General features: G+C 42.9%; 27 protein-coding genes, 21 tRNA genes and 1 rRNA gene. 12 read left to right on the top strand and 37 right to left on the bottom strand.

Going from position 1 to position 25,215, the window contains the following annotated elements; all coding sequences use genetic code 11:
- Position 1 precedes the first annotated feature (1 nt).
- The 3 genes from ACFWE9_RS09090 to ACFWE9_RS09100 form a co-directional block, all read right to left on the bottom strand.
- On the bottom strand, positions 2-466 hold the full coding sequence (locus tag ACFWE9_RS09090) for a 2-thiouracil desulfurase family protein (protein WP_230158768.1): 465 nt from the start codon (positions 464-466) through the stop codon (positions 2-4).
- 161 nt (positions 467-627) lie between these two features.
- Complete coding sequence (locus ACFWE9_RS09095; RefSeq protein WP_230158767.1) at positions 628-870, bottom strand: DUF2584 domain-containing protein; 243 nt, start codon at positions 868-870, stop codon at positions 628-630.
- A 47-nt stretch (positions 871-917) separates the two neighbouring features.
- Positions 918-1,709 (bottom strand): alpha/beta hydrolase family protein, encoded by a 792-nt coding sequence (locus ACFWE9_RS09100; RefSeq protein ID WP_377356529.1) that lies wholly within the window; start codon positions 1,707-1,709, stop codon positions 918-920.
- 180 nt (positions 1,710-1,889) lie between these two features.
- Here ACFWE9_RS09100 and ACFWE9_RS09105 point away from each other — a divergent pair, with 180 nt between their 5' ends.
- Genes ACFWE9_RS09105 through ACFWE9_RS09115 form a run of 3 tightly spaced genes read left to right on the top strand, consistent with a single transcriptional unit; the run spans position 1,890 to position 4,424 of the window.
- A complete protein-coding gene (locus tag ACFWE9_RS09105; protein WP_230158958.1) occupies positions 1,890-2,846 on the top strand; it encodes an ABC transporter substrate-binding protein in 957 nt (318 codons plus the stop codon).
- Between the two features lie 26 nt (positions 2,847-2,872).
- Positions 2,873-3,643 (top strand): ABC transporter ATP-binding protein, encoded by a 771-nt coding sequence (locus ACFWE9_RS09110; protein ID WP_230158765.1) that lies wholly within the window; start codon positions 2,873-2,875, stop codon positions 3,641-3,643.
- Complete coding sequence (locus ACFWE9_RS09115; RefSeq protein WP_230158764.1) at positions 3,633-4,424, top strand: ABC transporter permease; 792 nt, start codon at positions 3,633-3,635, stop codon at positions 4,422-4,424. Before ACFWE9_RS09110 ends, ACFWE9_RS09115 begins: the two co-directional genes overlap by 11 nt.
- Before the next feature lie 158 nt (positions 4,425-4,582).
- Here ACFWE9_RS09115 and ytkD read toward each other — a convergent pair whose 3' ends face one another.
- Together ytkD and ACFWE9_RS09125 are read right to left on the bottom strand one after the other, a co-directional pair.
- Positions 4,583-5,104, bottom strand: a complete 522-nt coding sequence (ytkD, locus tag ACFWE9_RS09120; RefSeq protein WP_377356532.1) for an RNA deprotection pyrophosphohydrolase — start codon at positions 5,102-5,104, stop codon at positions 4,583-4,585.
- Between the two features lie 71 nt (positions 5,105-5,175).
- Complete coding sequence (locus ACFWE9_RS09125; RefSeq protein ID WP_230158763.1) at positions 5,176-5,526, bottom strand: hydrolase; 351 nt, start codon at positions 5,524-5,526, stop codon at positions 5,176-5,178.
- A gap of 226 nt (positions 5,527-5,752) precedes the next feature.
- On the opposite strand from ACFWE9_RS09125, the gene ACFWE9_RS09130 reads away from it, so the two are divergent.
- Complete coding sequence (locus tag ACFWE9_RS09130) at positions 5,753-6,019, top strand: DUF6154 family protein (RefSeq protein ID WP_377356534.1); 267 nt, start codon at positions 5,753-5,755, stop codon at positions 6,017-6,019.
- 108 nt (positions 6,020-6,127) lie between these two features.
- Here the strand turns inward: ACFWE9_RS09130 and ACFWE9_RS09135 are convergent, their stop codons facing one another.
- The gene (locus ACFWE9_RS09135; protein ID WP_230158761.1) at positions 6,128-6,568 is read right to left on the bottom strand and encodes a Dps family protein; all 441 of its coding nucleotides are present in this window, start codon (positions 6,566-6,568) and stop codon (positions 6,128-6,130) included.
- Positions 6,569-6,692: 124 nt separating this feature from the next.
- On the opposite strand from ACFWE9_RS09135, the gene ytzI reads away from it, so the two are divergent.
- Complete coding sequence (gene ytzI, locus ACFWE9_RS09140; RefSeq protein ID WP_230158760.1) at positions 6,693-6,848, top strand: YtzI protein; 156 nt, start codon at positions 6,693-6,695, stop codon at positions 6,846-6,848.
- Positions 6,849-6,894: 46 nt separating this feature from the next.
- Here ytzI and ACFWE9_RS09145 read toward each other — a convergent pair whose 3' ends face one another.
- On the bottom strand, positions 6,895-7,368 hold the full coding sequence (locus ACFWE9_RS09145; RefSeq protein WP_116821104.1) for an S-ribosylhomocysteine lyase: 474 nt from the start codon (positions 7,366-7,368) through the stop codon (positions 6,895-6,897).
- Between the two features lie 194 nt (positions 7,369-7,562).
- Between ACFWE9_RS09145 and yidD the strand changes: the two genes are divergently transcribed.
- From yidD to ACFWE9_RS09160, 3 genes are all read left to right on the top strand, one after another.
- Positions 7,563-7,784: a membrane protein insertion efficiency factor YidD gene (gene yidD / locus ACFWE9_RS09150; RefSeq protein WP_377356544.1), complete on the top strand. Its 222-nt coding sequence runs from the start codon at positions 7,563-7,565 to the stop codon at positions 7,782-7,784.
- Between the two features lie 124 nt (positions 7,785-7,908).
- Positions 7,909-8,844, top strand: coding sequence for a metal ABC transporter solute-binding protein, Zn/Mn family (locus tag ACFWE9_RS09155; protein WP_230158759.1), 936 nt, complete (start codon positions 7,909-7,911; stop codon positions 8,842-8,844).
- 216 nt (positions 8,845-9,060) lie between these two features.
- Positions 9,061-9,417 (top strand): hypothetical protein, encoded by a 357-nt coding sequence (locus tag ACFWE9_RS09160; protein WP_230158758.1) that lies wholly within the window; start codon positions 9,061-9,063, stop codon positions 9,415-9,417.
- Between the two features lie 60 nt (positions 9,418-9,477).
- Here the strand turns inward: ACFWE9_RS09160 and ACFWE9_RS09165 are convergent, their stop codons facing one another.
- Entirely contained in the window at positions 9,478-10,542 is a 1,065-nt protein-coding gene (locus ACFWE9_RS09165; RefSeq protein WP_230158757.1) for a DctP family TRAP transporter solute-binding subunit, read from the bottom strand.
- Between the two features lie 141 nt (positions 10,543-10,683).
- Between ACFWE9_RS09165 and ACFWE9_RS09170 the strand changes: the two genes are divergently transcribed.
- Both ACFWE9_RS09170 and ACFWE9_RS09175 read left to right on the top strand, forming a co-directional pair.
- On the top strand, positions 10,684-12,294 hold the full coding sequence (locus ACFWE9_RS09170; RefSeq protein ID WP_230158756.1) for an ATP-binding protein: 1,611 nt from the start codon (positions 10,684-10,686) through the stop codon (positions 12,292-12,294).
- Positions 12,287-12,982, top strand: a complete 696-nt coding sequence (locus ACFWE9_RS09175; RefSeq protein WP_230158755.1) for a response regulator — start codon at positions 12,287-12,289, stop codon at positions 12,980-12,982. Before ACFWE9_RS09170 ends, ACFWE9_RS09175 begins: the two co-directional genes overlap by 8 nt.
- 51 nt (positions 12,983-13,033) lie before the next feature.
- On the opposite strand, the gene ACFWE9_RS09180 is transcribed toward ACFWE9_RS09175, so the two are convergent.
- The 7 genes from ACFWE9_RS09180 to ACFWE9_RS09210 all read right to left on the bottom strand — a co-directional run bounded on the left by ACFWE9_RS09180 (position 13,034) and on the right by ACFWE9_RS09210 (position 20,979).
- Positions 13,034-13,180: a hypothetical protein gene (locus tag ACFWE9_RS09180; protein WP_230158754.1), complete on the bottom strand. Its 147-nt coding sequence runs from the start codon at positions 13,178-13,180 to the stop codon at positions 13,034-13,036.
- 341 nt (positions 13,181-13,521) lie between these two features.
- Positions 13,522-14,625, bottom strand: coding sequence for an o-succinylbenzoate synthase (menC, locus tag ACFWE9_RS09185; protein ID WP_230158753.1), 1,104 nt, complete (start codon positions 14,623-14,625; stop codon positions 13,522-13,524).
- Positions 14,622-16,103 carry an o-succinylbenzoate--CoA ligase gene (locus ACFWE9_RS09190; RefSeq protein ID WP_230158752.1) on the bottom strand — a complete coding sequence of 494 codons (1,482 nt, stop codon included), beginning with the start codon at positions 16,101-16,103 and terminating at the stop codon, positions 14,622-14,624. The genes menC and ACFWE9_RS09190 overlap by 4 nt, the downstream gene beginning before the upstream one ends.
- An 85-nt stretch (positions 16,104-16,188) precedes the next feature.
- Positions 16,189-17,007: a 1,4-dihydroxy-2-naphthoyl-CoA synthase gene (gene menB / locus ACFWE9_RS09195; RefSeq protein ID WP_230158751.1), complete on the bottom strand. Its 819-nt coding sequence runs from the start codon at positions 17,005-17,007 to the stop codon at positions 16,189-16,191.
- Positions 17,008-17,829, bottom strand: a complete 822-nt coding sequence (gene menH, locus ACFWE9_RS09200) for a 2-succinyl-6-hydroxy-2,4-cyclohexadiene-1-carboxylate synthase (RefSeq protein WP_230158750.1) — start codon at positions 17,827-17,829, stop codon at positions 17,008-17,010.
- Entirely contained in the window at positions 17,826-19,577 is a 1,752-nt protein-coding gene (gene menD, locus ACFWE9_RS09205; protein WP_230158749.1) for a 2-succinyl-5-enolpyruvyl-6-hydroxy-3-cyclohexene-1-carboxylic-acid synthase, read from the bottom strand. The genes menH and menD overlap by 4 nt, the downstream gene beginning before the upstream one ends.
- Complete coding sequence (locus tag ACFWE9_RS09210) at positions 19,570-20,979, bottom strand: isochorismate synthase (RefSeq protein WP_230158748.1); 1,410 nt, start codon at positions 20,977-20,979, stop codon at positions 19,570-19,572. Before ACFWE9_RS09210 ends, menD begins: the two co-directional genes overlap by 8 nt.
- A 299-nt stretch (positions 20,980-21,278) precedes the next feature.
- On the opposite strand from ACFWE9_RS09210, the gene ACFWE9_RS09215 reads away from it, so the two are divergent.
- Positions 21,279-22,199, top strand: coding sequence for a 1,4-dihydroxy-2-naphthoate polyprenyltransferase (locus ACFWE9_RS09215; RefSeq protein WP_230158747.1), 921 nt, complete (start codon positions 21,279-21,281; stop codon positions 22,197-22,199).
- 140 nt (positions 22,200-22,339) lie between these two features.
- On the top strand, positions 22,340-23,089 hold the full coding sequence (locus ACFWE9_RS09220) for a TraR/DksA C4-type zinc finger protein (protein WP_230158746.1): 750 nt from the start codon (positions 22,340-22,342) through the stop codon (positions 23,087-23,089).
- A gap of 41 nt (positions 23,090-23,130) precedes the next feature.
- Here ACFWE9_RS09220 and ACFWE9_RS09225 read toward each other — a convergent pair.
- The 22 genes from ACFWE9_RS09225 to rrf form a co-directional block, all read right to left on the bottom strand.
- Positions 23,131-23,202, bottom strand: a tRNA-Glu gene (locus tag ACFWE9_RS09225).
- A 3-nt stretch (positions 23,203-23,205) separates the two neighbouring features.
- A tRNA-Ser gene (locus ACFWE9_RS09230) sits at positions 23,206-23,296 on the bottom strand.
- Between the two features lies 1 nt (position 23,297).
- Positions 23,298-23,372, bottom strand: a tRNA-Asn gene (locus tag ACFWE9_RS09235).
- A gap of 12 nt (positions 23,373-23,384) precedes the next feature.
- Positions 23,385-23,461: transfer RNA gene (locus ACFWE9_RS09240), tRNA-Ile, on the bottom strand.
- Positions 23,462-23,466: 5 nt separating this feature from the next.
- A tRNA-Gly gene (locus tag ACFWE9_RS09245) sits at positions 23,467-23,540 on the bottom strand.
- A 4-nt stretch (positions 23,541-23,544) separates the two neighbouring features.
- Positions 23,545-23,620, bottom strand: a tRNA-His gene (locus tag ACFWE9_RS09250).
- A 16-nt stretch (positions 23,621-23,636) separates the two neighbouring features.
- Positions 23,637-23,712, bottom strand: a tRNA-Phe gene (locus tag ACFWE9_RS09255).
- Positions 23,713-23,733: 21 nt separating this feature from the next.
- A tRNA-Asp gene (locus tag ACFWE9_RS09260) sits at positions 23,734-23,809 on the bottom strand.
- Positions 23,810-23,815: 6 nt separating this feature from the next.
- A tRNA-Met gene (locus ACFWE9_RS09265) sits at positions 23,816-23,889 on the bottom strand.
- Positions 23,890-23,994: 105 nt separating this feature from the next.
- Positions 23,995-24,087 (bottom strand) — tRNA-Ser (locus tag ACFWE9_RS09270).
- 22 nt (positions 24,088-24,109) lie between these two features.
- Positions 24,110-24,186: transfer RNA gene (locus ACFWE9_RS09275), tRNA-Ile, on the bottom strand.
- A 10-nt stretch (positions 24,187-24,196) separates the two neighbouring features.
- Positions 24,197-24,273 (bottom strand) — tRNA-Met (locus ACFWE9_RS09280).
- Positions 24,274-24,301: 28 nt separating this feature from the next.
- A tRNA-Ala gene (locus ACFWE9_RS09285) sits at positions 24,302-24,377 on the bottom strand.
- 17 nt (positions 24,378-24,394) lie between these two features.
- A tRNA-Pro gene (locus ACFWE9_RS09290) sits at positions 24,395-24,471 on the bottom strand.
- Between the two features lie 11 nt (positions 24,472-24,482).
- A tRNA-Arg gene (locus ACFWE9_RS09295) sits at positions 24,483-24,559 on the bottom strand.
- 9 nt (positions 24,560-24,568) lie between these two features.
- A tRNA-Leu gene (locus ACFWE9_RS09300) sits at positions 24,569-24,657 on the bottom strand.
- Between the two features lie 12 nt (positions 24,658-24,669).
- Positions 24,670-24,744, bottom strand: a tRNA-Gly gene (locus ACFWE9_RS09305).
- A gap of 8 nt (positions 24,745-24,752) precedes the next feature.
- Positions 24,753-24,834, bottom strand: a tRNA-Leu gene (locus tag ACFWE9_RS09310).
- Between the two features lie 8 nt (positions 24,835-24,842).
- A tRNA-Lys gene (locus tag ACFWE9_RS09315) sits at positions 24,843-24,918 on the bottom strand.
- A gap of 21 nt (positions 24,919-24,939) precedes the next feature.
- A tRNA-Thr gene (locus ACFWE9_RS09320) sits at positions 24,940-25,015 on the bottom strand.
- Positions 25,016-25,025: 10 nt separating this feature from the next.
- Positions 25,026-25,101: transfer RNA gene (locus ACFWE9_RS09325), tRNA-Val, on the bottom strand.
- Between the two features lie 10 nt (positions 25,102-25,111).
- A 5S ribosomal RNA gene (rrf, locus tag ACFWE9_RS09330) occupies positions 25,112-25,215 on the bottom strand; the annotation flags it as partial.

Consider the following 25,215-nt stretch of genomic DNA (forward strand, 5'->3'; position numbering starts at 1 on the left):
CTCATCTTTCATCTAGATAATTCAATAACCTTTCCTCTGAAGTTACCGTGAACCCATGCCGTGTAAGTAAAGCCGCAGTCACGCCATTCCCAGCTCTCTTCTCCCCATTGAATTCACCGTTATAGATCATCGCACTTCCACAGGATGGACTATTTTCTTTTAAAATGACAAGCGTCGCGTCAACTTCCTGGGCTTTCCGTAATGTAAGATGGGCTCCTCTTATGTACAATTCCGTAACATCCCGTCCCGACTTTTCGATTACCCTCGCTTTTCCATCAAGGACATCCACACCGTCACCGCCAATAATCTCCGCTGGCTCCCGAGGTGTCGAAAAACCTCCAAGCAACTCAGGACATACAGATATTGCCTTTCTCTCTTCCAACAATTCCAGAATTCTATCATCCAAGCTGTTTGTACCGTCGTATCTCACCTCAAGTCCCGCTAAACAAGAACTCACCAAAATCATCAAATCACCCCAAACATCCTTGTACACAATTTTACCATTAGTTGATTATCATTTATTTAGAGAAATGAATTTCAGCTAAAATTTCGTGAGGTCGAATTCCATAAACCAAATAAAAAAAAGCGCTTGCAGCGGCTATTCCCGGCAAGCGCTCGCTTATCTATTTAGTTAGTTGAGTTCAATGATAGTAATTGGTACGTAATGATGGTTTTTTCGCTCGTCCATTCGACTTTTTGGATAACGGCAGTTCCGCTTGAGTCAGATTGAATCGTTTTACGGACATCGATTGGAATATCGATAGGATATAACCGGTAACCCTCCTTTGTCAGTCTAAAGATATTTTCTTGTTCACGAGTTTCGTTTCCTTTTGTAACGATCATGGTGTTGAGTTCCATAGGCATGCCCATGTGTATCTCCTCCTCTTGCCAATATACTTATAATATACTTCATTCTATCATTTTTCGGTTTTATTTTTCATCCAAGATGTTAAATCTTCAACTACTTTTCTGTTGACGGCTGGTGGGAAGTAATGTGTGAATTGGGGAAAATACCAGCTTTCCACCTCTTTGCCATGCATTTTCAACCTTTTCTCCAACCGGTATGCGTGTTCAATCGCAACATTATCATCTTTTTCACCATGAATGATCAGAACCGGTACATTTAAATCTTCAATTGCAAACAATGGCGTACGGTATTCATATTGATCAGGGCATTTTTTAGGTGTGCCGCCGATTACCCGTTTCATCATCCGACGCATATCGACCCGTTCGACATATGTTAAAAACATATCTGATACACCTCCCCAAGTTACAATCGACGCTGCATTCTTACAGTATATCCCCGTCCAAAGCGCCATGATGCCGCCACGGGAAAATCCAAGGATATGAATGTGCTCCTTGTTCACTCGAGGGTGCTGTTCAAGAAGATTGAACCCTGATATCGCATCGAACCGATCTTCGCCTCCAAAGTCCTCATCTCCCTCTCCGCCTTGATTCCCACGATAAAAAGGGGCAAAAACGATGAATCCCTCAACAGCATACTGCACAATCCTTGCGGGCCTCACCTTTCCGACATTTTTTATCCCGCCGCGTAAATATAAGAAGGCATCATGAACTTCACCATCGACCGGTTCAGCCAGTAACCCCTTTACCTTCAAGCCTTGTGATATGTATGTAACTGAATAAAGATGGATTTGTGGATGCGGTGATGGAAACCGCCGTTTTGAAATAATCGTTCCGTTCTCCAATTTCCACTCTCCTTTCTCCTTAATCTTATTGTAAAACATCCGCTTGTTTTTATCCCCTGATAGGCATTCACATTTTTCACTTCCGTTCATACGATAATGTAGGCAAAATACCTATATATCAAGGAGGAAGGAATTTTGAAAAAATGGTGTAAAGCAGGTGTCGTATTCTTACTTCTGTGCATGCTGGTTATCCCGCTCGGAGCATGCGGCAACAAGAACAAGGAAACAACGAAGGTCAGGGTGGCCGAAGTAACCCGCTCCCTTTTCTATACACCGCAATATGTAGCGATTGAAAAGGGATTTTTTAAAGAGGAGGGCCTAACCATTGATTTGAAAACGACGGCAGGCGGCGACAAGACGATGACCACACTCCTTTCCGATGGAGCGGATATTGCTCTTGTTGGCTCTGAAACATCAATCTATGTTCAAGCTCAAGGTCCGAACGATCCTGTCATCAACTTCGCTCAATTAACACAGACGGATGGAACGTTTCTTGTTTCACGTGAAAAAATTGACAACTTCAATTGGGATATGCTGAAAAACTCTACATTCCTAGGCCAACGAAAAGGCGGTATGCCGCAGATGGCCGGCGAGTTCGTATTGAAAAAACATAACATAGACCCGCATAATGATTTGAACCTCATACAGAATATTGATTTTGCGAATGTCGCAACTGCCTTCGCTTCCGGGACCGGGGATTTTGTTCAATTGTTCGAACCAACGGCCAGTGTATTTGAAAAAGAAGGAAAAGGCTATATCGTCGCTTCTTTCGGCACCGAGTCCGGGCATCTTCCCTATACAGTGTATATGGCTAAAGAAAGCTATTTGAAAGAGGACAAAGAGACCGTCGAGAAATTCACAAAAGCATTGAAAAAAGCACAGGATTGGGTTCAGGAAAATGACGCTGCCGAAATTGCCGAAGTCATTCAGCCGTATTTTGAGGATACCAATATTGATACGATGGAAACAGTTATCAACCGTTACAAAGAACAAGGATCCTTTGCCACCGACCCTATTCTTGATGAAGAAGAATGGAACAACCTGCAAAACATCATGGATGAAGCCGGCGAGCTTCCTTCACGAATAAGCCATGATGAACTGGTCAATACGGAATTTGCTGAAAAAGTTGCAAAATAGCTTAGCTAAGGTAAGGAGGATGTCAGATGAGCTTTTTAAAAATCCAAGACATTCACCATACTTATTTTTCAAATCAGACGGCAGCGACCGCACTCGCGGACATTTCCCTCGACATTGAAAAAGGTGAATTCGTCTCTTTTCTAGGTCCGAGCGGCTGCGGAAAGACCACTCTGCTTTCCATCATCGCCGGGTTATTTCCGCCCACTTCTGGAAAGATCCTGCTAGAAGACAAACCGCTGAATGCTGATAGTGATCTTTCAATCGGCTATATGCTGCAGCAGGATTATCTATTTCCATGGAAGACGATAGAAGAAAATGTTTTATTAGGATTGAAACTGATTAATAAGGATGAAGGTCTTGAGAGAATAAAAACGCTGAAACTTTTAAGTGATGTTGGATTGGGAGGCACCGGAAAATTATATCCGCGCGAACTCTCAGGAGGAATGAGGCAAAGGGCTGCATTGGCACGGACACTAGCGGTCGACCCCAAAATCCTTTTGCTTGATGAACCCTTCTCGGCTCTTGATTACCAAACGAAGCTGAAGTTGGAAGACCTTGTTTTTGAAACCCTGAAATCCTTCGGAAAGACAGCCGTGCTCGTCACCCATGATATCGGTGAAGCCATTGCAATGAGCGACCGCATTCATTTGTTTTCCGCGAACCCCGGAAGCTTGCACAAGACATTCGAGGTGCCCGATGAACTGCGCGAGCTGACGCCTTTCCATGCACGCAACCATCCACAGTATCAGATACTATTCCAAACGATCTGGAAGGAGCTTGAGAGCCTTGAATATTGAACAACTTCATAACCAATATAAAACCTCTTTAAAAAAGGAAAACAGGCTCATCCGTTTTTATCAGATCCTGATTTTCATTGTTTTTTTCAGCAGTTGGGAGCTTTTTTCACGGATGAAATGGATCGACCCGCTCATCTTCAGCTCCCCATCTAAAGTGTGGCATCTTTTCATACAGAAATTGGGCGATGGAACACTGCTTTCGCATTCGGGCGTGACGCTATTCGAGACCGTTTTAGGCTTTATCATCGGGACACTTCTTGGAACAGTCCTCGCATCCCTGCTATGGTGGTCACCAAGATTATCAAGGACACTTGACCCATATCTCGTCATTTTAAATGCCATGCCGAAAGTAGCACTCGGGCCCATCATCATCGTAGCATTCGGCCCTGGCTTTCCATCCATCATATCGATGGGGGCGATCATCTCCATCATCATCACCACCATCGTCGTCTACACCGCATTCCGAGAAGTTGATCCGAACTACCTGAAGGTGTTGCAGACATTCGGTGCCACAAGGGCTCAGTCCTTCCGGGAAGCCATATTACCAGCCTGCTTCCCAACCATCATCTCGACATTGAAAGTGAATGTCGGCCTGTCCTGGGTCGGCGTAATCGTCGGAGAATTCCTTGTCTCGGCAAAAGGACTAGGCTACCTAATCATTTATGGCTTTCAAGTCTTCAACTTCACCCTCGTCATGCTTGCCTTGATGATCATCGCCGTCTTTGCTACCATCATGTATCAACTTGTAGAACTGCTCGAGCGAAAACTAATCAAAGACTAACCTAACTGCCGATAACCCTCGGCAGTTTCATTTTCATTGCCAAATTTGTGGCATTACCCGCGGGTTTCTCGCGTTTACTCGTGGGTTCCGGCAATTTACTCGTGAATTTTAGTCATTTACTCGTAAATTTCGTCCATTTACTCGTGAGTTCCGGCAATTCACTCGTTTCTCAGCAAAAAGCCATCATCCAGCCTTGATATGCTCAACGGCACGATTTTATCTTTCATGATGAAACTAAACTCATCGCCAAGTACCTCAGGCAATATATCCAAGAAGATCGGACCGTCGGTTTCCAGGTAATCTTCTTTCTTTTCCACCTCACGTAAATTAGCAAAGTATATCGATTTAATGATTGGTTTTATCGGATCATGTACTTTATATTGTCCCAAAAATCGCAGTTGCCCAACCAATCCCCCCGTTTCTTCATACACTTCCCTTATAGCTGCTTCTTCAATCGACTCTCCTGCTTCTCGCTTACCTCCCGGGAATTCCAATCCCCGCTCTCTGTGTTTAGTCAATACCCACCTTCTCTTATACCTGCTGAGCACAAAAACATGCCAGGACTCCCCAAAAACGGGATCCTCGGAGAATTCCACCATATATCCATTCTTATCAAAAAACCGGTTCATTTTTCCCCTTCTCTCCATATAAGAAATAATCATTAAATTTATTGGACTCATTACTCATTATATGGATAAAATAACCTACTATCTAGCAAGAATCTTCATCACATCGAAAAAACGATGGCCCCTCAATACTCGAGGCCATCGTCTGTTGGTTTTGCCTGTAAAATCCCCATACTTTCTATATGCTGTCTTCCTTCTTCAGTACCAAGTTGATAAATCATTTCGTAAATTTTTTGGAGTGTGATATCTTGTTTATCATTTTCGCGGTCAAAATGATATTGAAGGTATGGGACATGTGCCCGGTAAAAGTTTTCTTCCCCTATTGAATAATTATAATCAAATAACTCACGTAACTGGAGGACTTCGTTATCGGTGGCCTCAATCTCGAAATTCCACGGAGAACTTTCTCTATCTTGTGTTATCTGCCCATTCGGAAGCCAAATGTAATACTTTTTCCTTTTTTCAGACACATTCATCCACCCTTTCCAAATATCCTACGCTTATTTTTTCACGTAATTCCCCACTTCATACAATGGAAAATTTTGTTTATAGAAGGACAAAGTTGTTAAATAATAGATTAAAGTATCTTTCAAAGGGTAAAACATATAATAAGCCCAAGCATCCTTCAAATTTTTATATGCACCCAGAGGTTTTTTTGATAACCTACATATAAGGAGATAACGGATTTCTAAGAAATGTGAGGTGAAAGTTTTGAAGTTAATTGAAGAATTATACAATATGTACCGTAATAAGTTGACTGGCGATGAAGAGGATATTGATATGCTTACTTTTGCGGTTCTGGAACAACTGGACCGTAAGGAAATTTTCGAATTGCTTCAAGAGATGGATGATCAAGAACTAACTAATCTAATGGGCCTTTACATTATTGAAACATTAAAAGGGAAGTTCGCACAAAGTAGCATGAACGACACGAAACCTACACATTTTCCGCCTAGGAATATTCATTAATACATACTTTGTCAGGTGTCCCTCCTTTGATGGATGCCTTTTTTGTTGTTTTAATTTTCTTCGTCCATAAAAAAAAAGCCCTACCGAAGCAGAGCTTTTCCCTTAACCTTAATGTCCTAAGTACGCACGCAGCATCCAAGCATGTTTGTTTAAGCTTTTCTTCATGCCTGTCAGCATATCAGCTGTAACCGGATCTTCTTCTTCAGCCACTGCAATGATTTCTAAGAACTCTTCAGATAGCTTCTCGAAGTCGTTGATGACGCTTTGAACCATATCTTCAGTATTTTCGTTACCTGTTGCTTCTTCAATCGTAGTTAATACCATGTACTCTTTAAGGGTAGCAACCGGTTTTTCACCAATGGCCAATAGTCGTTCGGCCAATTCGTCATAATTGGATGTCACTTCTACATATAACTCTTCCAATTTTTGGTGAAGTTCAAAGAAGTGAGGTCCATTCACGAACCAGTGGTAATTATGAATTTTCGTATAAAGAACACTGAAGTTTGCAATTTCCTTATTCACTAAAGTTCCTAATTTTTTCTGGGCCATAAATATCTACCTCCGTAAGTTGGTTATACCTTTATGATTCCCTCTATTCAAAAATTGAAACATTTTCTGATCCTGTTCTTATGCTAAAATGAAACTAAAATGGAACCGATAGGAGCTGTAAAGTATGGTTACGGTTTTAGTGATCTCCATCATCGTGATTCTGATTGTATTGGCATTATCCGTTCTAACGATTGGAAAAGGTTACAGCTACAAGCATACAGTGGATCCTATTGATCCTTTGCCTGAAGATGACGCAAAAAATGAAGAGCCCGAAAAATGAAAAAAGTTCCTGTCAATTTAATGACAGGAACTTTTTCATTTTTTTATTAACCGAAAACTTTATGAAGATCTTCTTTATCTTGTGAAAGCCAGAAATTCATTAATTTCTTTGCTCCTTCAAGGTCATGCAATTTTGCTTGCCCGCATTGTTTTTCATTTGCTGCAGGAATTTCTGTAATTGTAACGGCATCCTTGAATGTATCTTCAAGAACATCGATTATTTCCGTTACTGTCGGCTCACCGCTGACCACAAGGTAATAACCTGTTTGACATCCCATAGGCGAAATATCGATAATATCAAAATGATCGTATCGTTCAGAATGCTTACGGATATTGAATGCTAGCAAATGTTCCAATGTGTGGATCGTATCAGGCTTCATCGCTTGTTTATTCGGCTGGCAAAAACGGATATCAAATTTATTAACAACACCATCTGTTCCTACCTTATGGACACCGCAATGTCTAACATATGGGGCTTTAACAGCGTTATGATCTAATTCAAAGCTTTCAACTGAAGGCATTTAATTCACTCCTTAATAGTATGTCATCTCCATTTTACCTTGAATAACAATATATTTCATCCTTTAAAATTAATTCTTATTATTCAGCTCGGATTTCCAATATGTTTACCTTATTGGAAATTTAGAAAATATGCTATAATTGGAGGTAGTGAATTTACTCGAAAAGGGATGAAAACATTTTGAAAAAAATATTAATGGGAATCATCCGTTTTTACCAAGTTGCCATTTCTCCATTAAAACCACCCACCTGCCGTTTTTATCCGACTTGTTCCCATTATGGATTAGAAGCGATAAATCGGTTCGGTCCGATAAAAGGAAGCTGGTTAGCCATCGTCCGGATTCTTAAATGTCATCCATTTCATCCAGGAGGCATTGACCTTGTTCCAGAAAAAAAGAAAAAAGGTGAAAATCATTAGAAAAAACCTTGCTTTCTTGTGTAATCTTTTGTATTATACAGAAGTCAAATCGGAATCATTTCGTTTTTAACATATAAAACTCAAATCGTAATCAATACGAATTATCTAATAAGGAGAGTTATACATGAAAAAAAGAGTACTACTCTCCCTTTTTCTAGTTACAGCGCTATTTCTTTCAGGCTGTGGCAATTTAAAGGGAGAAACTAACCATACTGATAAAAACATTTTAAACGTCTACACGACGGTTTACCCTTTACAATACTTCACGGAAGCTATTGGCGGGGAGTACGTAAACGTCGAAACGGTATATCCCCCCGGAACGGATGAACACTCGTTTGATCCCTCTCAAAAGGATATTGTAAAAATGGCTGAGTCAGACCTATTTTTCTATATTGGTTATCATCTTGAAGGCTTCGTAACCAAAGCTAAACCGATTTTAAGCAAAGAGGGCGTCACCACAGTCGCTGTAGGTGAAACGGTTCATCTAGATGAAAATGAACACGAACATGCACATGAAGAAGACGGTCATGATCATGGTGGCGTTAATCCCCATTTGTGGTTGGATCCCATCTATTCCATTGAAATGGCTAAAAGCATCAAGGAAGAATTAACGAAAAAAATGCCTGAACAGGAAGAATATTTCAACAGCCGATTCAACGAACTTTCCGAAAAGCTGAAGGCACTCGATAAAAAATTCGCGACGACAATCGAATCTGGCCGTACCAATAAGATCATCGTTTCGCATTCCGCTTATGGTTATTGGGAGGAACGATATGGACTTGAACAGATTGGTGTCACAGGGCTAACGTCTTCAAACGAGCCTTCTCAAAAGGATCTGGAAAAAATCGTTACCATGGCTAATAAAGAAAACTTGAACTATGTCATCTTTGAGCAGAATATCAGTTCAAAATTAACAGAGATCATTCAAAAGGAAATGGGAGCAAAATCACTTACGCTCCATAACCTTTCCGTATTGACGGATAAAGACATTGAAGCCGGTGAAGATTACTTCAGTTTAATGGAAAAAAATATCAAGACACTGCAAACTGCATTGAAATAGACGAAAAAGAAGCGGATCCCTCTGAATCCGCTTCTTTTTTGTACCCCGGCACTTTAAAGAGTTCATTTTCGTTTTGTCAGCTTTCAGCAATTTGGAGTTTCGGTTCTTGACAAAGCAAATTGATTGCTGATAGCCTCTTGTTCTTAAGTAACCTGTGATAAGCTTTAATTATTACAATTTATGAAATAATCAAATTAAGTATAGAGAGGGGAGAATATGAAAAAGATCATAAATGGAAGTTTAGTGCTTCTACTCCTATCAATGCTAGTTGCGTGCACGGATGAAAAAGATGATTTCGCTAGAATTCATCCGAATCTTTTGCCTAGTGAGGGTCATAAGTATTCGCTCCAAGCCGTTGGTAAAGAAATTACATTTGATTTACTAGAAGAGAGTAATATAACCAATGTGAGCCCAATTACAAATGAAGCATCTTACAAGTCATTGAATGAGCACTATCCAAAACTTGAATTAAAGAAAGAACCTGCATTCATCGTGTTCGATGAAAATGGTTTGGTGTTAAAAACATATGATTATGAAGAAATGATTGATTTTTTACAAAATCAAGACGAGTAATTCTATCGGGAACGATAAAGAAAAAGGGAACCCCTTTCAATGGGGATTCCCTTACGTTCGTTATTCTTTTAAATACTTCTCGCGAATTTTCTCCATTTTCCTCATCAATTCCGTTCCAATCGTAGCCTCGAATTCTGGATAGATGACCGTCATCTCATCCATCCACTCTTTCTTTTCTTCATCTGACAATGTATAAATGTCGATGTTAGATTTTTGCTTGATTTCCCGAAGTTGCTCCTGATTCAATTCATTTGATTTGATCCATAGCCATTTGGTTGTATCGTCCATTGCTCGTTGGATTTCCTGCTGAATATCCAGTGGAAGCTTGTCCCAAAACGGCTTGTTTATCATGACGACATACCCTAGATACCCGTGATCACTGATCGTTAAATATTTTTGCACCTCATATAATTTCTTGGAATAGATATTCGAGATCGTATTTTCCTGGCTGTCCGTCTTATTGATTTCAAGACTTTTAAACGTATCATTAAATTCCAGCTCCGATGTGGTTGCCCCAAAATGCGTGAATTGGCTTTCCAGGACTGCACTTGGCATGATTCTAAAATTCTTTCCTGCAAAATCACTTGGATGCCGTATCGGTTTATTACTTGTAATCTGCTTGTAGTTATTCGACCAGAATGCGAGACCCTCGATATCCATGGTATTTAAATGCGTAAGCAGCTCTTCTCCCACTTCTCCATTCAAAGCTTCCTGCAAGGCAGCGTCGGTAGGAAAAACGTAAGGAAGGTCCAAAAGCATCCATTTTTTTGATATGTTCGTAATTTTGGATGTAGTTGGAGCAATCATCTGTACCTTGTTTTCGTGTAACGCATCGATTTCTTCATGATCACTATATAAGGATTGATTAGGATAAACTTCAATTTTGACACGATGATCTGTATATTCATCCACAAGTTTGGCGAATCGGTTCGCAGCCAGCCCTTTAGGTGTATTTTCTGCGACGACATGACTGAACTTAATTACGATCTGATCCTCCATCCCCACCTGCTCCTCATCCTTCGGCAAATTGAAACCGAAGCTGGTAAAGAACGATTGAAACGATATATAGACGGCTATCAAAAGCCCCATGCCAATTAAAATGAAATACCCCCATAATGCACGCATATCGACAACTCCTTACCGCTCACTTCATATTATTTCTATTCTATCACAGCCATTTTACTGTCGTAATACAATGCGCGAAAAACAGCGAAAAGAGATAGAAATTCTGTTACTATAAAGTATAGAAGTAATGGAGGAAAAATAATGGATAAATCCTTTCATATGCCCATTCAATTCAAAATCACCCTGCTATCATTCGTAATCGTCGCTTTTTCGATACTTATAGGCGGGATTTTTATATTTGGAAATATCGTTTCAGTCAGGGAAGACGAAATCGGCAAACGCTCCATGATCACTGCCCACACCATTGCCGAGCTCCCTGAAGTTCAAAAATTTGTTCGCGAGCCCGAAGGCTGGAAGCAACTGAACCCGATGATTGAAAACTTAAGGAAATTCCATCAAGCAGATTATATAGTTGTGCTCAACAATCAGCATATACGCTATTCACATCCAGTGTTCAGTCAATTGGGGACCCCATCGAACAGCAACGACGAAAGCGCTGCCTTTGCTGAACACGAGTACATTTCAAAGGCGGCTGGCGAACTAGGCATTTCCATACGTGCCTTTGTCCCGATTCTTGATAAGGAAAACGAGCAAATCGGCGTTGTTCTGGTTGGGAATATCTTGCCGACAATCCCGGAATTAATCAAGGATTTGAGAGGCGAAATCGCGATTATCCTTTTTCTTACACTTCTATTCGGTGCATGTGGTTCATGGCTCATGGCCAGGCAGATAAAAAAAGAGACCTTCCAACTTGAACCACATGAAATTACACGGATGTTAGTCGAAAGGACCGCTGCCTTCAATGCCATGCATGAAGGGGTCATTGCCATAGATAATAATCAGACCATCACGATTTTCAATGAAAAGGCTAAGCAAATATTCAAAATTAACGGTGCGGTAATAGGCAAGAATATCAATGATATTATACATGATACCCGTCTCCCGGAAGTGCTCGACCGGACATCCCCCATCTTCAATCAGGAAATCTCGGTTCAAAACAGGAATATTGTAAGCAACCGGGTACCGATAAAGATTGCGGATAAAACGATTGGTGCCGTGGCCATTTTCCAGGATCGCACCGATGTGACGAAGCTTGCTGAAGAGTTGACCAGTGTCAAAGCATTCGTTGAAGCCCTGCGCGTTCAAAACCATGAGCATATGAACAAACTTCATACGATAGCAGGATTGATCCAGCTGGGGAATCTTGACGAAGCACTGCATTACATTTTTCAAATCACGGAAGAGCAAGAGGAATTGACCAGGTTTTTAACGAAGCATATTCACGATGATAATATTGTGGGGCTTATATTAAGCAAGATCTCTTTGGGACGGGAACTCGGAATCGAACTCATAATGGATAAGCACATGAAATTGGACCACTTTCCAACTGATATGGATCATCACGATTTTGTTTTGATAATCGGAAACTTGATCGAAAATTCTTTCGCCGCGCTAAAACATTGCGAAGAGGACATAAAACAGGTTTATCTATCCATCTACCAGGATGAACGACATTGTCAAATCGTCCTCGAGGATAACGGACCCGGTATTCCCGAGGACATTCATGAAGATATATTCGAATATGGTTTTACAACAAAAGGTGCGGAAGGATCAGGAATTGGCCTTTATTTAATAAATCAAATTGTAAAAAAAGCGAACGGCGAAATGAAATTCACGACACGGCATAACGAAGGGACAAGCTTTTTTCTTTCCTTTCCCATGCATGATATAGAGGAGAACCAAAATGACTAATGAAATTCGTGTACTTTTAATTGAAGACGACCCAATGGTCCAAGAGGTTAACAAACAATTCATCGAGCGCCTGCCTTCTTTTAAAGTCTTTGATACAGCTTCCAATGGACTTGAGGGTCTGGAAAAAATCAGGCAGTCTAAACCCGATCTTGTCATTTTGGACATCTTCATGCCTGCTTTAAACGGGGTTGATACACTCTATCAAATAAGAAAAGAACAAATGGATGTGGATGTCATCATCATTTCGGCAGCCAATGACCAGAAAACGATCCGAAAAATGATACAAAACGGGGCTTTTGACTATTTAATCAAGCCATTTAAATTTGAAAGGCTAAAGCATACGCTTGAACAATATTTTGCTTTTCGGATGGAGGTTGAACCGGACCATCAAATCTCTCAAAATCAACTCGACCGAATTCTCTTTCAAAATAAAACACCTTCTGAAACCAGTCCGAAATACGATGTTCCTAAAGGATTGAATGGTGCGACGCTTGAGCAAGTGACGAAATTCATAAAAACGATGCCTGGAGCCTTATCCGCAGAAGAGGTGGCCGATGGAATTGGAATTGCCAGAGTTACAGCCCGGCGCTATCTTGAATACTTACACGACGAAGATGTCCTTCAGCTTGACGTCCAATATGGAAGCATTGGCCGTCCGGTCAATAGGTACCGGCTAAAAAAACAGTAAAGCACATGGGGACCGGTCAGAACGTAAAAGCGGTTCCCTTTTAGTTTTCAATTAAGCACCCGTCTTTCGATTATATTGACCCCATTTTCTCTTCAAAAGAAACAGTTCACACTCCTCCAATGCCGTCAGTTCTTTAATGACATAGTCGGGCATACCCCTTCTTAATAGGATTTCTGCGATAAGGTACGGTTTTTTCATATACTCTCCCTCCCTTTTACTTAGTTTTTATACTTTCATCTCATTATACAAAATAATCCATTATAGAAAAAATAGACAAAGCCCCATTTTCCAAAAAAAATATTCATCATCGCGCCATTTAAAGGAAATGACATTTTATAAAAGCATTAGAGGGCCAATGTAAAATATTTGTTAGTATCCTATTAAAATCATTTACTAAAAGGGTGGGTTATCCGTCTAAAAAGCACTAAATGGGTGAAGAAATATATACCGAAGATTTAAAAGGCATGCAGCAGATAAAGCTGTCAGAGGAATATCATTACATTTAAAAAGAGGTGGGATATGCACCTCTTTTGATGTTTTCATTTGTAAATTTTACTATATGTAGTCAAATCTTTTAGCCGCTTTTCATTGATGGAAAAACCGATTCCGGCTTTTTTTGGAACCTGGATCATGCCATCTTCGACAATGACTTCCGGATTGATTATATCCCCTTCCCAATAGCGGGATGAGGATGATATATCCCCGGGAATCGTGAACCCTTTTAAAGTGGCAAGAGCGATATTATGGGCACGTGATATGCCAAATTCAATCATCCCCCCGCACCAAACGGGCACGCCATTTTCCACACATAGATCATGGACTTTGACCGCTTCCGTCCAGCCGCCGACTTTTGCCATCTTAATGTTGATAACCCCACAGCTCCTGAGTGACATCGCACTTTTGGCGTCATGATATGAATTGATGCTTTCATCTAGGCAAATAGGTGTCTGCAATTGTTTTTGCAAAATGGAATGTTCAACAATGTCGTCATGACCTAGCGGCTGCTCAATCATCATCAACTTAAACACATCAAGCTTCTGCAGATGTGGGATGTCATCAAGAGTGTACGCTGAATTGGCATCTGCCATTAGTGGGATATCGGGATAGGCCCGACGTATTTCCGCTAAAAACTCCAAATCATTTTGAGGATTGATTTTTATTTTATAACGCTGATAACCGAATCCGGAAAAATCCTCGATTTGGTGCATCGCATCTTCTATATCATTGGAAGCAACAACTACACCAGCGGCCACTTCACTTCGTTCGCCGCCAAACAGCCGTCCGAGATAGACATCCTTCTGCTTCGCATATAGATCAAGAATTGCCTGTTCTAGAGCCGACTTCGCCATTGCATTCCGTCTGATTCCGCTCCATAAGCCTGGCAGCTCATCAGGATGTCCAAACTGACTGGCCAATGTCAACGGTATTAAGAAATCACCCAACATATGAAAGCAGGTTTTGATCGTTTCCTCGGTATACCAAGGACTTGAAAAAGGAACGGCTTCTCCGTATCCAATCAATCCATCTTTATCCTTGGCCTCGACAATTATCACTTCCCGTTCACTTACCGTTTCGAGATGCGTCTTAAATGGCCGCTTCAAGGGGGCCTTAATGACCTTTAGGGAAATGGAGGATAACTTCATTGCCAGTCCCCCATTCTCTTCTTCAGTTCCCTTCTCAGCAGCTTGCTTGCACCATTCCTGGGAAGTTCCTCGCAAAAAATCACGTTCCTGGGGATTTTATAGGGTGCCAAGAATTCCCTGCAATACTCCAGCAGGTCGTTCTCTTTTTGATCCGCTCCTTGATGCAAGACGACAAAAGCAAGTGGTACCTGTCCCCATTTTTCATCTTCAGTCCCCGTCACTCCCGCTTCGAAAACATCAGGATGCTTACTAAGGACACTTTCAATCTCCGCCGGATAAACATTTTCTCCGCCGGATATGATCAGATCCGAGCGTCGGTCAAGCACATATAAAAAGCCTTCCTCATCTAGAAAACCAAGATCCCCGGTATAAAGCCATCCATCTGCAATCGCCTGCTGTGTAGCGTCCATACGATTGAAATAGCCTTTTGTCACATTCGGACCCGAAACCACGATTTCCCCCGCTGCACCGGGTTCACAAATATTGCCGTCCAGCTCTATCCGTAACTGCGAAGGGAACAATGGTTTTCCCGCTGATCCGATTTTTGTCATGCTATACTCCGGTGCCAGTGTCACAATCTGTGAAGACGTTTCGGTCATCCCATACGTCTGATAGACGGGAATCCCTTTCTCCTTACAAACTTCAAGTAAATGAACGGGAGCAGGGCCGCCGCCTAACAGCATACAGCGAAAGGCATCGGGATAGCTTGTCTCCTTCAAATCACGCAACAGCCTGTTAAGCATCGCCGTCACGACCGAGATGATCGTCACGCCATTCTCCTGAATGCTCTGGTTTGCTTCCCTTTCATCAAACCTCTCTGCCAAAACGACCTTCATGCCATAAATCACATTTTTCATCAAGATGGATAGTCCGCTAATATGAAAGATCGGAACGGCACAATACCAAGAATCATCCTCATGCAATCCAAGGTTTAAAACCGACCCGACGGCACTCCACCAATGGTTGCCGAATGTTTGGATCACGCCTTTCGGATTTCCTGTCGTACCCGATGTATACATGATCGTAGCCGTATCATCAAGATAAAACTCCTGCAAAATCTCTGCCGCTCCTCCTTCAGGCAATTCTTCCATTAAAAGAGGGTGTAAATCCGGAAGTATCTCGGCAACATCGGAGAGTTTGTCGGAGAAGGAACCTTCTGAAACCAAAAAGCCCGTCTCACTGTCCTCAATCTGCCAGGACAGCTCTTTTGCCGTTAATTTATTATTCAGCATCACAATTTTCACACCGAGATAAAATAGTGCATGGATCAAGACCACACCATCAATATGGTTACGGAGTAAAACCGCGCATGAATCGCCAGCCTTCAGACCTTTAATCGCTAGCTTTCCAGCCATCTTCTCTGTTAATGTATGTAGTTCAAGAAAGCTATACGTATGACCTTCAAACTCGATTGCCGGACGATCCGGTGAAAGATGCGCCCGATTTTTCAGCCAGTTCGGCAACTTTTCTTCTGCCATGGTTGCTTACCCTCCTATATTTAGATATAGAAAACAGCCCGGCGATTATCCGCCAAGCTGCAGTCTCATCGATTCACACGTTCCATTAAGGGAAACGAGGGAATTGCCCAAAGTCCGGATTGCGTTTTTCCTTGAATGCATCGCGGCCTTCTTTTGCTTCTTCTGTTGTATAGTATAAAAGTGTAGCGTCGCCAGCCAATTGTTGAAGACCTGCAAGGCCATCAGTGTCAGCATTCATTGCCGCTTTCAAGAAACGAAGTGCCGTTGGGCTCTTCTCAAGCATTTCTTCACACCATTTAACTGTTTCCGCTTCTAATTGGTCTAATGGTACAACCGTGTTGACCAATCCCATATCCAACGCTTCCTGAGCATTGTATTGACGGCATAGGTACCAGATCTCACGTGCCTTCTTATGGCCCACGATACGCGCTAAGTAGCCAGAACCATATCCTGCATCAAAGCTCCCCACATTCGGTCCAGTTTGTCCGAAAATCGCATTGTCAGCAGCAATCGTCAAGTCGCATACCACATTCAGGACATTACCGCCACCAATTGCATAACCTGCAACCATAGCTACGACAGGTTTTGGAATCACGCGAATCAAGCGTTGCAAATCAAGAACGTTAAGACGTGGAATGTTATCTTCACCAACATATCCGCCATTTCCGCGTACTTTTTGGTCTCCGCCTGAACAGAATGCTTTGCCGCCTACACCCGTTAAAATAATGACACCTATGCTCGAATCATCACGCGCTCTTGCGAATGCATCAATCATTTCAGCAGTCGTTTTTGGCGTGAATGCATTATGTACATGTGGTCGGTTGATGGACACTTTCGCGATCCCATTATATTTTTCATATAAAATTTCATCATACTCACGTATAGTTTCCCATTGTATCGTCATCTAAATTCCTCCTTGATTTCGTTTTAAAAACTCACTTATTATTTTACCAAACTTTTCTCCATCTTCCACATGAATCGCATGCCCGGCATCACTTATTATTTTCCATTCAGCCCGCTTTAGCTTTTTATTCATCATATCCGCTATTTCACAAAACTTTGGGTCGAGTTCACCTGTTATAAGGAGCACAGGAAAATCAAGGGTATCGAGTTCATCCCAGTAAGAAGCTTGACTGCCAGTCCCCATACCAAGAAGGCTATTTGAAAGACCAGTAGGGACATTGGCTAACCGCTGCTCCCTTATGGACAACCTTGTTTTGGATGATAGCCTTTTTTGGCTTTCAAACAGCGGGATGTTTTCCCATTGATCAACAAATGCTTCCATGCCATTTTCAAGAATCCGTTCGGCAAGCTTCCTATCATTTTGCCTTCGGATTTCCCGTTCCTCTTCTGTTAAAAGACCGGGTGAAGCGCTTTCCAAAATCAATGTATCGACAAACTCAGGATACAAACAGGCAAAACCCAATGCAAGCCTTCCCCCCATGGAGTATCCAAGGATATGGGTTTTCGGGAAATGCAGCTTCTCCAAAATATACTTGAGATCTTCAGCCACACGTTCCATCTCATATCGATGAAAATCCGCTGGTGCCGCAGACATGCCATGGCCAATAATATCGACCATGATCATGGTATATCTCTCATGTAAAAACGGAATGAGGAATTTCCACGTATCCCGATTTCCCGTAAATCCATGTAAAAGTACAAGCGGTTCTCCATTTCCCGTTATTTCAACAGCATAAGTGACATCCTTGCAGACAATATTCATGATATTTCCCTATCTAATACCATTTTTATTTCCTGGGAAACAAAACTCCACAAATTTCGATGCATCTGGACATTGGATTCTCTTTCTGTTGGTACTTCGATTATTTTCAAACCTTGGATTTCAAACGACTCTATAAATACCTTCTTTAACTCATCCCAATTTTGCACTTTGTTGTATTTACCGCCATAAAGCTGGGCAGTATGGGAAAAATCAAGCCCATGAGGCGTGCCGAATAGAGTTTCGAAATGTTCTCTGTCATTTGACTGCGGCAAGAAGGAGAATATTCCGCCTCCATCATTATTAATCAGCAATATCGTGATATTTTGTTTTTGAAGTTTTGCCGCAAGTAGGCCATTCATATCATGGAAAAAGCTTAAATCCCCGATTGCCAGCACTGTATTTTTCGATACCGTACTTACCCCAAGCGCAGTGGAAACGACACCATCAATGCCATTCGCTCCACGATTTCCAAAGGTTTTGATTCCTTTTCCATTATTCAAAAAGAACGTATCCAAATCACGTATCGGCATACTATTACCGACAAATAATGTGGATTCCATTGGCATCATATCCTGTAGGAGGGAGAACAGTTTGCCTTCACTTAACTCCTCTTCATCTCGAATGGAGGCTAACGCATTCTTTGTCGCTCCGTTGACTGTTTGCCATAATCCAAGCCATTCATCATCAGCGGCATCCGTAATTTTTTCACCAACACGTTTACAGAAATCTTTCTCATCGCAGTAAATCATGTTCGTTGCCAAGCCGGCTGGTTCGCGCCACCCCGCTCCGCCATCGACGACCAAAGTGATGGCTTGTTTTTGTTTTTTCATGAATAACAATAAAGGTTTAGAAACAGGCATTGCCCCGAAACGCAAGATCACGTCTGGCTTGAAAGCAGCCTTCGCGGCTTCATCGCGTAGAAACGTATCGTATGTATCAATAATGATGGCTTTGTCGTGACTCCCGCTTCTTAGCTGGGAAAGGGGGTCAGCCAGTAACGGAAAACCAAGTTTAGCCGCTAATGCGACGATGGCTTCCTTCATCTCTGGTTGCGGTAATTCCCCACACACTATGATGCCTTGCTTCGCTTGTGACAATGTAGCTGTCACAGCTTCTATTTGTGATGCGGACAGTGAACGTTCTCCACTATCGATCAACACGGCAGGTGCCAATTTATTTTGCCTATATGCCTTTGCTTCCTCCAGATTCGGAATCAGTGGTTCACGAAGCGGAAAATTCAAATGTACAGGTCCAGCAGGTTCAGTGGCCGCAGTAGCTACTGCCCTTGCACCGATCGTTCTCGCATACCGCATCATCTCATCTGTACTTTCAGGAAGTGCCATTTCGACAAACCATTTAACTTGCCTTCCGTACAGATGAATCTGATCGATTGCCTGTGGGGCACCGACATCACGCAACTCATGCGGACGATCGGCTGTAAGTACAATAAGTGGCACCCTTGAATAGAAAGCTTCAATGACGGCTGGATAAAAGTTCGCAGCCGCTGTACCGGACGTACAAAGAAGTCCGACAGGTTCTTTTAAGGCCTTGGCGAGACCAAGGGCAAAAAAAGCGGCCGATCGCTCATCCACATTAATATGAATCTTGATATCAGGATGTTCTACGAGCAACAAAGCGAGAGGCGTAGATCGTGACCCTGGGCTCACGACCACATGTTTCATCTCATTTTGTGCCAGCTCATCGACAAATGAAGCAGCATACGCTGTCAATGCATCTCGGTCATTCATTAAGGTTTCCTCCTAAAGCACTTAACATCGGATTGAATTTAATTCCCGTTTCCCGGAATTCACTTTCGGGAGTTGAATCCTCCACTACACCGCATCCCGCAAAAAGCGATGCCTCATTATTCTGTATTAGAGCAGAACGTATCCCTACAGCAAATTCTCCGTTCCCATACGTATCCACCCAGCCTAAAGGGCCCGCATAAAAGCCGCGTTCAAGACCTTCCATTTCCCGAATTCGGACAACAGCCTTTTCTTTTGGAAGTCCCCCCATAGCCGGTGTTGGATGGAGATTTTCCACGAATTGAAAAATAGTGACACCTTCTTTGGATAGACCATGTACCGGTGTATACAAATGCTGAATATGGCGGTTTTTCATAAGTTCCGGTTCGGCTGGAACCATTACCTTTTCACATACAGCATCGAAGGCCTTTGATATCATCGACACGACATATTGGTGCTCCTGCAAATTCTTTTGGTCATGAAGCAATTCTTCACCAAGACTAACATCTTCTTGCTCATCTTTCCCTCGTCCCATCGATCCAGCAAGACAGGTTGAAAAAACTTCATTTCCCTTTTTCTTAATTAATCGTTCAGGAGTGGCACCGACAAAACAGTCACCGCCCGCCTCCAAACTGAAAATATAGCTTAATGGCTGTTCAGCAATCAATTGCTCAAGCACTTTCCCAGAATCAATGGAACGCTCGAACTCAAGTCGTAGCTCCCTTGCCAAAACAATCTTGTCGAGATCTGTCGTCTTGATTTCCTCTACGGCCTCTGCGACCGTATGCTTCCATCCCTCAGGGTCGACCTCCCTCTGCTTAAGCAGGGAATTGGAACCCAATCCAGTGCCATCCAAGCTTTCAAAAAGGAAAGCTTCCCGTTCATTTATCATATCTATGAAGAGTTTTTCTGAATCATCAGGTGAACAAAGTAAGTTTGTCGTTAAGTAAGCTTGTTTCCCCACTATTGAAAGCATGAAGGCAGGTATATAAAACAGGTTATCCCCAAATTGATTCCAAAGGAGCGTACTGTTAGATTCATAATCAAAAGAAAAGCCCCCAAACAGTAAAGGACCGGTCGCTTCTACATCGGTCACCCCTGTTTTGACAGCAGTATTCTGCAGTTTGATCCAGCTCTTTTCGACTTCTCTATAACGTTCGGCATTTGATGCCGCTTTGATTTTCTTAACATTGCCTAAACCAGTGATGGTTATTTCCTTTGCAGGGTCCTCCCAGAAAAAGCGTTCACCCGCATACCGTTCTCTTCCAGCTTGATAAAATGAAAGGGGGTTCGTGCAATTAACTTTCTTAATATGACTGAATAGAACTTGATCATTCAAGTCCTTCGCCTGTTGTATAGCTGAAGCCAGCCCCTGAAACTGTTCAGTTTCTTCTGAGATAGCCAAAAAAATCCCCCCAAATGTACATTTTAAAAGCTTTTTTACCTATTTAAAGATACACCTCCCTTCAACCCAATGTCAATAAAACGCCCCTTTACCGAACGATTCATTCCTGCTTTTTTCCTTATTATATGAATCTTAGCGAATGAAGAGAAATATCCTTGTTTTTGGAAGTGAATTAACCTGGAAATCCAATTGACACCATTCCCGACTTTTCCTACACTTATTAGGATAACCTTTTGTGCAACATTTCAATATTTGTTATACTTTTGAGACAACCAATAATGATTTTGAGGAGAGAAATAATGCAAACAGAATACGACGAAATTCCCCTTAAACGGACCTGGAAGATTTGGTGGGAGTTAATTCGTCCACATACACTAACCGCTGCTTTTGTCCCAGTCTTACTTGGAACTGTGATTGCGCTTTTGGAAGATGGCGTAAATTGGCTGCTCTTCGCAGCCATGATGGTTGCAAGTATCCTGATTCAAGCTGCAACAAACTTATTCAATGAATACTATGATTTTAAAAGAGGCTTAGATACGAAGGAATCCGTCGGAATTGGCGGCGGAATCGTCCGCCATGGGATGACCCCTAAACTCATCATGACCCTAGCTCTTGGCATGTACGCCATCGCACTGATACTTGGAATCTATATCTGCGCTGCATCATCTTGGTGGCTTGCTGCAGTAGGACTCGTCTGCATGCTTGTCGGTTATCTTTATACAGGTGGCCCCCTGCCTATCTCATATACACCTTTCGGGGAACTTTTTTCAGGATTGTTCATGGGCTTTTTGATCATTTTGATCGCCTTTTTCATTCAAACCGGTTATGTTTCTTCAACTGCTATCTTAATTGCCATACCAAGTGGAATATTAGTCGGGCTGATCAACCTATCCAATAACCTCCGTGACCATGATGGAGATAAGGCACATGGCCGCAAAACGATGCCGGTGGTGATGGGCAGGAAAAATGCCCTTACATTCATGGCTATCATGTTTGCCTTCTCTTACCTATGGCTTGTTGGGCTAGTCCTTACTGGAAGTGTAACAGCGTGGGTTCTACTGGCATTCCTAAGCATTCCAAAAGCCATGGCAGCAATCAAAGGCTTCGTCGGTAAAACACAGCCGATCACGATGGTACCAGCAATGAAAGCCACGGCCCAAACAAACACCTTCTTTGGCTTACTTATGGTCATAGGATTATTCATCAGCTATCTTATATAATCTTCAAGGACTGAGCTCATTCCGCTCAGTCCTTTTTCAATCCTCCATTTGTTTTCCCTTACTCCGATTCGGGTAATAGATAATACGACCCTCTTACCCATATTAAATGTGTTAACGACTATAGAAGGAGTGAAATGGATATGGCAACAATACAGCAAACGCAAATGTTAAAACATGAACTGCTTAAAGAAAAAGATGAACTCAGAAATAGAATACAAAATGATGAACAATCGGTTCTGAATAAAAGCCAGACGGAATCCGTAGGGGAATTATCATCTTATGATAATCATCCGGCTGACCTTGGAACTGAACTATTCGAGATGGAACGGAATCAAGCACTGGATGAGCATGCACAAATTGAAATGGATAAAATCGAAGAAGCATTGAATGCTATAGAAGAAGGGTCATATGGACATTGTAAAACCTGCCATACAGAAATCCCTGTTGAAAGACTTGAAGCAATCCCAAGCACTCTATACTGTGTCGAGCATGCCCCAGAACGAAGAACTGTACAAGATCGTCCAGTTGAAGAGGACATACTGATCCCATCCAAGGGAGATCATTTTGAAAATCGTCATGGAAAAGATTTGGTCGATAAAGAAGATAGCTTTGGTGAAGTTGCCAAATTCGGTACATCCGAAACGCCTTCTGATTACACAGGCGATCATGACAATTATAATGATCTTTATAAAACCGAAGATGAAACGAATGGATTTCCTGAAGAATATGAAGGATTTGCCGCAAATGATATCGAAGGAAAAAATAGAGTAGATATTCCGAACAAAAAGCAAAGGGAATATGAAGATGCACTGACAGAAGAAAATGTAGATTCCCAGCTAGGAGACATCCCCTATAAACAAAAAGATAGTTATATCAAGGAAAAGAAATGAAAAAAAGAAGCATACATTGATGTATGCTTCCTTTTTTGTTATGACCCGTACGGGATTCGAACCCGTGTTACCGCCGTGAAAGGGCGGTGTCTTAACCGCTTGACCAACGGGCCAAATGGCGGAGAAGGAGGGATTTGAACCCTCGCGCCGCTCGCGCGACCTACACCCTTAGCAGGGGCGCCTCTTCAGCCTCTTGAGTACTTCCCCATGGCTCCGCAGGTAGGACTCGAACCTACGACCGTTCGGTTAACAGCCGAATGCTCTACCACTGAGCTACTGCGGAACAATATGAATATGGTGGGCCTAAATGGACTCGAACCATCGACCTCACGCTTATCAGGCGTGCGCTCTAACCAGCTGAGCTATAGGCCCATATTTGGAGCGGGTGAAGGGAATCGAACCCTCATCATCAGCTTGGAAGGCTGAGGTTTTACCACTAAACTACACCCGCGAAATGGGGCGACTGATGGGAATCGAACCCACGAATGCCTGAACCACAATCAGGTGCGTTAACCACTTCGCCACAACCGCCGTAATTTGAAAAATATGGTGGCTCAGGACGGAATCGAACCGCCGACACAAGGATTTTCAGTCCTTTGCTCTACCGACTGAGCTACTGAGCCACGTATGTATTAAATTGAAAATGGCGGTCCCGACGGGAATCGAACCCGCGATCTCCTGCGTGACAGGCAGGCATGTTAACCGCTACACCACGGGACCTAATAATTGCGGGGACAGGATTTGAACCTGCGACCTTCGGGTTATGAGCCCGACGAGCTACCGGACTGCTCCACCCCGCGACGGTAATAATGAAACGATTTGCATCAAGTTTTCGTGTATACTTGTTTATTCCGCTTCCTCTATGTAAGGTTGTTTCAAAACAACTTGCTGCTTTTTTGAAAAAATGGAGGAGGTAGAGGGATTCGAACCCCCGCGGGATTTGACTCCCCTGTCGGTTTTCAAGACCGATCCCTTCAGCCGAACTTGGGTATACCTCCACGGCTTGTAAAAAAATGCATATGGTGGACCTTGTAGGACTCGAACCTACGACCGGACGGTTATGAGCCGTCTGCTCTAACCAGCTGAGCTAAAGGTCCTTATATTTATTGGTAGCGGCGGAGGGGATCGAACCCCCGACCTCACGGGTATGAACCGTACGCTCTAGCCAGCTGAGCTACACCGCCAAAATAATATAAGTGTTTGAGTGAAAAATGGTGGAGCCTAGCGGGATCGAACCGCTGACCTCCTGCGTGCAAGGCAGGCGCTCTCCCAGCTGAGCTAAGGCCCCATTCATTAAAAATCACGTGGTCGGGAAGACAGGATTCGAACCTGCGACCCCTTGGTCCCAAACCAAGTGCTCTACCAAGCTGAGCTACTTCCCGCAAAAAAAACATGGTGCGCCCGGCGGGAGTCGAACCTACAACCTTCTGATTCGTAGTCAGATGCTCTATCCAATTGAGCTACGGGCGCACATTATAATGGTGCCGAGGACCGGAATCGAACCGGTACGGTAGTCACCTACCGCAGGATTTTAAGTCCTGTGCGTCTGCCAGTTCCGCCACCCCGGCACATACGAAAAGTGGAGCGGAAGACGGGATTCGAACCCGCGACCCCAACCTTGGCAAGGTTGTATTCTACCACTGAACTACTTCCGCATGTAAGATGCGGGTGAAGGGACTTGAACCCCCACGCCTTGCGGCGCCAGATCCTAAGTCTGGTGCGTCTGCCAATTCCGCCACACCCGCATATAAAATGGTGAGCCATGAAGGATTCGAACCTTCGACCCTCTGATTAAAAGTCAGATGCTCTACCAACTGAGCTAATGGCTCGTGCTTGTACTACCTAAAAGATGGTGCCGGCAAGAGGACTTGAACCCCCAACCTACTGATTACAAGTCAGTTGCTCTACCAGTTGAGCTACACCGGCAGGTGTAAAATGGTGGAGGATGACGGGATCGAACCGCCGACCCTCTGCTTGTAAGGCAGATGCTCTCCCAGCTGAGCTAATCCTCCATATATAACTGCTTGGCGACGTCCTACTCTCACAGGGGGAAACCCCCAACTACCATCGGCGCTGAAGAGCTTAACTGCCGTGTTCGGAATGGGAACGGGTGTGACCTCTTCGCT

Source organism: Peribacillus sp. NPDC060253, assembly GCF_042727425.1.
In the GTDB taxonomy this organism is placed as follows: Bacteria; Bacillota; Bacilli; order Bacillales; family DSM-1321; genus Peribacillus.